This is a genomic window from Mesorhizobium sp. M7A.F.Ca.CA.003.01.2.1, assembly GCF_003998945.1.
Classification (GTDB): domain Bacteria; phylum Pseudomonadota; class Alphaproteobacteria; order Rhizobiales; family Rhizobiaceae; genus Mesorhizobium; species Mesorhizobium ciceri.
The window spans coordinates 1-1303 of record NZ_RZRA01001220.1 but is presented as its reverse complement, the minus strand read 5'-3'; the positions used below and the strand labels follow the sequence as shown (position 1 = coordinate 1303).

2 pseudogenes are annotated in these 1303 nt (G+C 64.0%); both read right to left on the bottom strand.

The features are described 5' to 3' along the window. Positions 1–280: pseudogene (locus EN969_RS31410) on the bottom strand (phosphoesterase); the annotation flags it as partial. A gap of 45 nt (positions 281–325) precedes the next feature. Beyond that, positions 326–1303 (bottom strand): annotated as a pseudogene (locus EN969_RS31405) (glycosyltransferase family 39 protein); the annotation flags it as partial.

Genomic DNA, 1303 nt, shown 5'->3' with positions numbered 1-1303 from the left:
CTCCCAGGCCGAACTGGGTGAAAAAGTCGGCAGTCCGGGCAAATCCCGCCGACCACTTGCCGTGAAGCATTCCGGCCGGAGTGTCGAGACGAACAAACGCCGACGCCGTCAGCAAGACCCAGACCAGCACCCAGACCGACCACAAAATATTCGGGTATCTGGCCGGCCGGGTGGCAAGGCGGCTTTTGGCGATCTGCATCGTATCGCGAAAGTTGTCGAGCGACCGGCGCCCTATGCCAAGGAGCAGGCTCGAAACGGGCGGGCGTGATTTCACCAGCATAGGAAATTCGACCCCATTGTTGCCGTCATGGGCATCGGCGAGCCGTCACTGGCTTACACGATAGAGGCCGAGCGACAGTTTGTCTCCCGACGAATAGTTGAGGCCATCGACCTCGGCAACGCGGCTCGCCGACTTGCCTTGCGCCTCCAACAGGCCATTCAGCTTCTGCTCGTCGCCGATTTGTGCCAGCGCCAGCGCGCAGGCCGGATCGCCGAGCAGATGCTTGGCGACGCCATCGACATCGGTCAGGACGGTCTTGGTGCCGACCAGGAACACCAGGCTCGGCTCGTGATATTCCGCTGAGGCGAGCACCGTGGTGTCGCAAGGCCTGTTGGCCTGGACTGCCGCCTCGATCGCCGGGCTCAGCCAGATCGGCTTCAGCGAAGGCGCGATGACGCCGAACAACAGCCCATAGGTAATGCCGGCGCAAACCGCGATGGCGCCGATGCGGGAGAGCGGCACTTGCAGCTGTCGCGAAAAAGCGAAATACCCTGCCGCCAGCGCCGCCGCGGCGGCCGGGATGCTCCACCAGGAAAAGGAGCCGGTGAGATAGATCGGCGCTCCGACGCAGACCGCCGCCAGGCCAAGGCTGACCACGACAAGACCGAATGCGGTCGACCACCACAACCAGTCCTGCCAGCGCCTGAGCGGCGCATTGGCCTCCTGCGGCGACAATGTCAGCAGCCAGCCAATCAGCAGCGCCATGCCGGGATAGGCCGGCAGGACATAGTGCGGCAGCTTGGTCGGGATCAGCTCGAACACCAGCCAGAACGGAATATACCAGGCGAGGCAGAAACGCAGCCGGGGATCGTCGCGCAGACGGTTGAGGGCCTGGAGCCCGGCGCCGACCGCGATCAGGCCGAACGGCCACATGAACAAGGAATAGGTCAGCATGTAGAAACCGGGCGGCAGGCCGTGCGATTCCTCGCCCGAGGCGACCTTGGCCATCATGTCCTTGCCGACGGCATCGCTGAGAAAGGTGCCGCCGCTCTTCCAGGTGATGAGGGCAACCCAGGGCAACAC